Origin of the sequence: Pseudomonas sp. SWRI179 (assembly GCF_014268705.1) — a bacterium.
GTDB lineage: Bacteria > Pseudomonadota > Gammaproteobacteria > Pseudomonadales > Pseudomonadaceae > Aquipseudomonas > Aquipseudomonas zanjanensis.
This window is the reverse complement of record NZ_JABWRA010000040.1, coordinates 56,117-62,753: the sequence shown is the minus strand read 5'-3', so window position 1 is coordinate 62,753 and position 6,637 is coordinate 56,117. Positions and strand designations below refer to the sequence as shown.

The 6,637-nt window shown below is 63.6% G+C and carries 6 protein-coding genes; 2 read left to right on the top strand and 4 right to left on the bottom strand.

Going from position 1 to position 6,637, the window contains the following annotated elements; all coding sequences use genetic code 11:
- Nucleotides 1-222: 222 nt before the first annotated feature.
- The 4 genes from HU767_RS21075 to HU767_RS21060 all read right to left on the bottom strand — a co-directional run bounded on the left by HU767_RS21075 (nucleotide 223) and on the right by HU767_RS21060 (nucleotide 4,724).
- Entirely contained in the window at nucleotides 223-1,566 is a 1,344-nt protein-coding gene (locus tag HU767_RS21075) for a sigma-54 dependent transcriptional regulator (RefSeq protein ID WP_186730381.1), read from the bottom strand.
- The gene (locus tag HU767_RS21070; RefSeq protein ID WP_186730380.1) at nucleotides 1,563-3,149 is read right to left on the bottom strand and encodes an ATP-binding protein; all 1,587 of its coding nucleotides are present in this window, start codon (nucleotides 3,147-3,149) and stop codon (nucleotides 1,563-1,565) included. Before HU767_RS21070 ends, HU767_RS21075 begins: the two co-directional genes overlap by 4 nt.
- Nucleotides 3,139-3,375: a PP0621 family protein gene (locus HU767_RS21065; protein ID WP_186708979.1), complete on the bottom strand. Its 237-nt coding sequence runs from the start codon at nucleotides 3,373-3,375 to the stop codon at nucleotides 3,139-3,141. Before HU767_RS21065 ends, HU767_RS21070 begins: the two co-directional genes overlap by 11 nt.
- Nucleotides 3,376-3,707: 332 nt before the next feature.
- A complete protein-coding gene (locus tag HU767_RS21060) occupies nucleotides 3,708-4,724 on the bottom strand; it encodes an outer membrane protein assembly factor BamD (protein WP_186708980.1) in 1,017 nt (338 codons plus the stop codon).
- Nucleotides 4,725-4,874: 150 nt separating this feature from the next.
- Between HU767_RS21060 and rluD the strand changes: the two genes are divergently transcribed.
- Together rluD and pgeF are read left to right on the top strand one after the other, a co-directional pair.
- Nucleotides 4,875-5,837 (top strand): 23S rRNA pseudouridine(1911/1915/1917) synthase RluD, encoded by a 963-nt coding sequence (gene rluD / locus HU767_RS21055; RefSeq protein ID WP_186708981.1) that lies wholly within the window; start codon nucleotides 4,875-4,877, stop codon nucleotides 5,835-5,837.
- Nucleotides 5,834-6,559: a peptidoglycan editing factor PgeF gene (pgeF, locus tag HU767_RS21050; protein WP_186708987.1), complete on the top strand. Its 726-nt coding sequence runs from the start codon at nucleotides 5,834-5,836 to the stop codon at nucleotides 6,557-6,559. The genes rluD and pgeF overlap by 4 nt, the downstream gene beginning before the upstream one ends.
- The last annotated feature ends 78 nt before the right edge of the window (nucleotides 6,560-6,637 follow it).

Sequence of the window (6,637 nt, the reverse complement as noted above, 5' to 3'; positions counted from 1 at the left end):
GTGCTGGACGAACGGGTGCCGGTGGCGGAAGGCTAGAAGAGCTGCGAAGGCGAGCGCCGAACCTGTGGCGAGGGAGCTTGCTCCCGCTGGGTCGCGAAGCGGCCCCCAACCTGAGACCTCGGAGCATCAGGTGATCGAGTCGCTGCTTTTGGGGCTGCTGCGCAGCCCAGCGGGAGCAAGCTCCCTCGCCACAGGGGAATACGTGGGCTTCGAAAGCGTGGCTCAATCCAGCCCAAGCTTCTTCAACCGATACCGCATCGACCGAAACGACAACTTCAACCGCTGCGCGGCCGCCGTGCGGTTCCAGCGGGTTTCTTCCAATGCCTGGAGGATGAGCTTGCGCTCGACCTCTTCCAGGTAATCCTCGAGATTGTCGACCTGCATCAAATCGGGATTGCCCGCCTCAGTCGCATTGCCCTCGGCCAGACGCAGGTCATCCGCTTCGATCAGTTGCTGTTCGCACAAGGTATAGGCCCGCTCAAGCATGTTCTCCAATTCCCGCACATTGCCCGGGAAACGGTAGTTCTGCAGGGCTTCCAGGGCTCGCGGATGGAGCTTTGCCGCAGGGCTGCCGGTGGCGCTGGCCAGGCGCTGGAGCATGTGGTTGGCCAAGGGCTCGATGTCTTCGCGGCGTTCACGCAACGGCGGCACGCGCAATTCGATGACGTTCAGCCGGTAATACAGATCCTGGCGAAAGCGCCCGGCGGCGACCTCGGCGTCGAGATCCTTGTGAGTGGCGCAGAGGATGCGCACATCCACCACTTCTTCCTGCTGGCCGCCCACGGCGCGCACGGCCTTTTCCTGGATGGCTCGTAACAGCTTGACCTGCATCGCCAGGGGCAGGTCGGCCACCTCATCGAGGAACAAGGTTCCGCCATGGGCGGCCTGGAACAGCCCAGGCTTGTCTTCGATGGCGCCGCTAAAGCTGCCTTTTCGGTGGCCGAAGAACTCGCTTTCCATCAGTTCCGTGGGAATCGCCCCACAGTTGACCGGTACAAAACGCTGGTTGGCGCGGGGGCCTTGTTCGTGGATCAACCGGGCGACCAGTTCCTTGCCGCAGCCCGATTCTCCGCTGATGTACACCGGGGCCTGGCTGCGAGCGAGTTTCTCGATCTGCTTGCGCACACCGAGCATGGGGGGCGAGTCGCCCAGCAGGCAGCGTTCGAGGGTGCTGGTCGGTATGGCGACCGATGGCAGGCGCAGGGCGCTGGTGACCAGTTCCCGCAGCCGACCCAGGTCGACCGGTTTGGTCAGGAAGTCGAAGGCGCCGGCCTTGAGGGCGTCGATGGCGGTTTCCAGGCTGCCGTAGGCGGTGATCATCGCCACGGGCAGTTGTGGATAACGTTGCTGGATGTGCTGCACCAGTTCCAGGCCGGTGCCATCGGGCAAACGCATGTCGGTCAGGCACAGGTCGAAGGCATCCCCTGCCAGCAGGGCTTGTGCCTCGGCAAGGTTCTTGGCGCTGCGGGTGTCGAGTTTCATCCGGCCCAGGGTGATGTCCAGGAGTTCGCGGATGTCCGGTTCGTCATCGACGATCAGGATTCGTTGCCGTGAGCGATTGTTCAAATCTGTTTCCGTCCGTGAGCAAAAGTGATGCGAAAGCAGCCGCCTTGGCGTGGTTTGAAGTCTAGGCGGGCCTGGTTGCTTTCGCACAGCTCACGGGACAGATAGAGCCCAAGGCCGGTGCCCTGGCTGCTGGTGGTAAAGAAGGGCTCGAACAGATGCGCCTGCTGCTCGGGCGTGACACCGGGGCCATTGTCGATGATGTCCAGGGTCGACAGCTGGCTGTGAGGGTCGATGAACAGTTTCAGCCAGGCCTCGGCCTGTTCGTGGGCCATTGCGCTGTGGCGCCAGGCGTTGCGCAGCAGGTTGTCGAGCACCTGGGTGAGCTGGTCGGGGTCCATGAGCGTGGTGTGGTCGCCCGGGTCGATGCTCAAGTGCAATTGCTGGTGGTCGGCCATGCTTTCGCGGGTCTGCCGGACGAACTGATCGAGCCAGGTCCGCAGGTCGAGGCGCTGGGGTGTGGTTTGCTGGCGGCGAGACAGCTGCAGGACGTTTTCAATGACGCGATTCATTCGTTGGGAGTGATCTTGAATAATCTGCGTCAGACGCCGATCCGCGTCGTTCAGTTCCTCGGATTCGCGCAGCAATTGCGCCGCGTGGCTGATGGCGCCCAAGGGGTTGCGGATTTCATGGGCGATACCGGCGGTCAGGCGCCCGAGGGAGGCGAGCTTGAGCTGTTGGGCGTGTTGGGCCACCTGGGCCAGGTCTTCGAGAAACACCAGGATCTGCTGCTGGTCGTTGTGGCCCAGGGCGATGAAGCTCGGTTGCAGGGTCAGGCCCGTGCCGCTGATGGTCAGGCTGGGCGGGCGCAGGCTGGGGTTGTTCAGCCAGAGTTGCAGGCGCTCGACCAGGGCGCTGGAGCAATCGTCGATCGGTTGGCCGACCAGGTCGTGCATGCCCAGCAGGTTCAGCGCGCTTTCGTTGGCCAGTTGGACCCGGCGCTGGCGGTCGAGCACCAGGATGCCGGTGCGCATGCGTTGCAGGATCAGGGCATTGAGGGCTTCCAGTCCGACCACTTCGCTGGCCCGCTGCTCGGCCAGGGTTTCGCTGGCTTCCAAACGTCGGGTCAGGCCCTGCACCAGCAGCGCGGCGGCAAAACACAACGCCCCGAGGGTGCCGGCTTGCAAGTAACTGCTGGGACGGTTCGAGTCGCTCAAGCCAAGAAATAAACTCGAACCGACGATGCCAAGGGTGGCGACGGCCGCGATCAACAGGCCGATCCGGCCGCGCAGCAGCGTATTGCCGATGGCCACCGAGACGATGATCAGGTTGCCGATGGCGCTGGGGGCGCCGCCCGCGGCGAAGAACAGCCACGAGAGCAGCAGCACGTCGGTCAGGGCCAGGCCGAACAGCCGGGCAGGGCGGCGGGTGTTTTCCAGGAACACCACCAGCAGGATATTCAAGACCAGGTACAACCAGCTGCCACTGCGCAACAGGTCGTCGTTGGCGTATTCCAGCAGGCGGTTGTCCATGTTGCTGGAGATCAGCAGCACCAGGGTGATGCCGATACTCAGGCGGTACAGGTGGTAGAGGCGCAGCAGGCGCTGCGCCTGTTTGATGCGTGGGCTTGTAGCCTCAGCGCTCACGAGTGCCCGGGCCTTGCTCGAGATGAGCCTGGCTGCAATACCATTGCTGTTCGAGGGCCAGTGCCCGGTCACGGGGCAGGTGTACGCCGCAATGGGCGCAACGGACCATGGGCGGTGCGTCCTGTTCCTGGGTGGGGCGGGACGCGCGGCCGCCGGTCTTCTTCACCCCGCGAAAGATCCAGATAGCGAAGGCAACGACTGCGAACAAGATCAATAAACGAAGCATGATGGGCGGCTTTTTGGCTAGAGATCAGGCAGTTTAGCCAAGGACAGGAACGGCGCACAGCGCAATAAAACCCGGGCACAAAAAAGGGAGACCGTCGGGTCAATGCTGTTCACTTGAGGCAAACGGCAAACCCGTGGCGAGGGAGCTTGCTCCCGCTGGGCCGCGAAGCGGCCCCAAAACCTGCCAAGTGTGGCGTATCAGACACACCGCACCCGCCGGTTTACGACTGCTTCGCAGCCGAGCGGGAGCAAGCTCCCTCGCCACAGGGTCATCATTTTTCTTAAGTGAACGGCATTAGACCGTCGGGTCTCCCTTTTTGCAGGTGCCTTGGCTCAGTCGAACAGGCCGAAGGTCATGTAGCTGAACCACGAGCGGTCGCTGGAATCGCTCTCAGGCTCTTCTTCCTCGATCACGTCGCCATTTTCATCCTTGGGCTTGAGTTCGTTCGGGATGGCTTCCTTGGCATCCTGGAACTGGCGCTGTACGTCCTGGTTGGCGCGGGTTTCGCCCGGCGGCAGCGGTGGACGGGACTCGATCAGGCCCAGGGTGGCCTTGCTCAGCCACGAACGGTTGTCGGCTTCGTCAACGCGCGGGGTGAACTGGCCGTCGACCAGCGAAGGGTGGTCCGGGTAGTTCAGCTTGAGGGTTTCCAGGCTGGTGGCGGCCAGGTCGTCCAGGTGCAGGCGCTGGTAGGCTTCGGTCATCACCGCCAGGCCATCACCCACCGAAGGGGTTTCCTGGAAGTTTTCCACCACGTAGCGGCCACGGTTGGCGGCGGCGACGTAGGCCTGACGGGTCAGGTAGTAGTCGGCCACGTGGATTTCGTAGGAAGCCAGCAGGTTGCGCAGGTAGATCATGCGCTGCTTGGCATCAGGCGAATAACGGCTGTTGGGGAAGCGGCTGGTCAGCTGGGCGAACTCGTTGTAGGAGTCGCGCGCGGCGCCCGGGTCACGCTTGGTCATGTCCAGCGGCAGGAAGCGCGCCAGCAGGCCGACGTCCTGGTCGAAGGAGGTCAGGCCCTTGAGGTAATAGGCGTAATCGACGTTCGGGTGCTGTGGGTGCAGGCGAATGAAGCGCTCGGCGGCGGACTTGGCGGCTTCCGGCTCGGCGTTCTTGTAGTTGGCGTAGATCAGCTCCAACTGGGCCTGATCGGCGTAGCGACCGAACGGATACCGCGACTCCAGCGCCTTCAGCTTGGCGGTGGCGCTGGTGTAGCTGTTGTTATCCAGGTCGTTCTGCGCCTGTTGGTACAGTTCGACTTCGCTCAGGTTTTCGTCTACGACTTCCTTCGACGAGCAAGCAGCAGTCAATGCGAGGATGGCGATCAGCAGCAGGTGTTTCACTTGCATGGCGGCTTGCGTCCCTATGACGGCCGCTGTCTTGGGCGGGGCCGTCCTGTTATGATGAGCGCCCCGTTGAAAGCCTCGGGGCAAAAGACGCCGTATTTAACCACAAGCGCGCAGCCGAAACCAAAGGCTGTGCCGACGCCCAGTCCGAGCATGTCCGATAAAATAGAACTTCGCGCAGAGGTGCCGTCCGATTTGGGCGGCCAACGCCTCGATCAAGTCGCCGCACAACTCTTTGCCGAGCACTCTCGCTCGCGCCTTTCCGCCTGGATCAAGGACGGCCGCCTGACTGTGGATGGGGCGGTGATCCGTCCGCGCGACATCGTCCACGGCGGTGCCATCCTCGAGCTGACTGCCGAGCAGGAGGCCCAGGGAGAATGGGTCGCCCAGGACATTGCCCTGGACATCGTCTATGAAGACGATGACATCCTGGTGATCAACAAGCCCGCGGGCCTGGTGGTGCACCCGGCGGCCGGTCATGCCGACGGCACGCTGCTCAACGCCTTGTTGCACCACGTGCCGGACATCATCAATGTGCCCCGTGCCGGCATCGTCCATCGCCTGGACAAGGACACCACCGGCCTGATGGTGGTGGCCAAGACCATCCAGGCGCAGACACAGCTGGTCACACAGCTGCAAAGCCGCAGCGTCAGCCGCATCTATGAGTGCATCGTGATCGGTGTGGTCACCGCCGGTGGCAAGATCAACGCCCCGATCGGTCGCCACGGCCAGCAGCGCCAGCGCATGGCGGTGATGGAAGGCGGCAAGCAGGCGGTCAGTCATTACCGCGTGCTGGAGCGTTTCCGTTCCCACACCCATGTGCGGGTCAAGCTGGAAACCGGCCGTACCCACCAGATTCGCGTGCACATGGCCCACATCAACTTCCCGTTGGTGGGCGACCCGGCCTACGGCGGTCGTTTCCGCATTCCGCCGGCCGCCAGCCAGACCATGGTCGAATCGCTGAAGAGTTTCCCGCGCCAGGCGCTGCACGCGCGTTTCCTGGAGCTGGATCACCCGACGACCGGCAAGCGCATGAGCTGGGAATCGCCGTTGCCGGATGATTTCGTCTGGTTGCTGACGTTGCTCAAGCAGGATCGCGAGGCGTTCATCGGATGAGTGACTGGCTGACACCCGACTGGCCCGCGCCGGCCCGGGTCAAGGCCTGCGTCACCACCCGCGAGGGCGGCGTCAGCCTGGCGCCGTTCGACAGCCTCAACCTGGGCGACCATGTCGGCGACGACCCCACGGCCGTTGCCGAAAACCGCCGCCGCCTCACCGATCCCTTCGCCATCACCCCGGCCTGGCTGCAGCAGGTCCACGGCATTGCCGTGGTCGAGGCTGACCCGACCCAGGTGGCGACCGCCGATGCCAGTTGGACCGCCACGCCGGGTATCGCGTGCACGGCGATGACCGCCGATTGCTTGCCGGTGTTGTTCTGCAACCGTGCCGGCACCCGCGTCGCGGCGGCCCACGCCGGTTGGCGCGGGTTGGCGAACGGTGTGCTGGAAGCCACCCTCGACAGCCTTGCCGTGCCTGCGGATGAAATCCTGGCCTGGCTCGGCCCCGCCATCGGCCCGCACGCCTTCGAAGTCGGACCGGAAGTGCGTGAAGCCTTCATCGCGCAGCTGCCCCAGGCGGCACAAGCCTTCGTCGCGAGCCCCAACGCCGGCAAATTCCTGGCCGACATCTACGCATTGGCACGGCTGCGTCTGGCGGCACGGGGTGTCACGGCCGTTTACGGCGGCGGTTTCTGTACCGTGACCGACCCACGTTTCTTTTCCTACCGGCGCAATCCGCGCACCGGTCGCTTCGCCTCGCTGATCTGGATCGAGCGCTAGACTTCTCTGATCTGCATCAAGGGCGCCCGGCTTGAATCTTCCAGAATCGACCACATCTATAACGGTATCTGGCAGGTT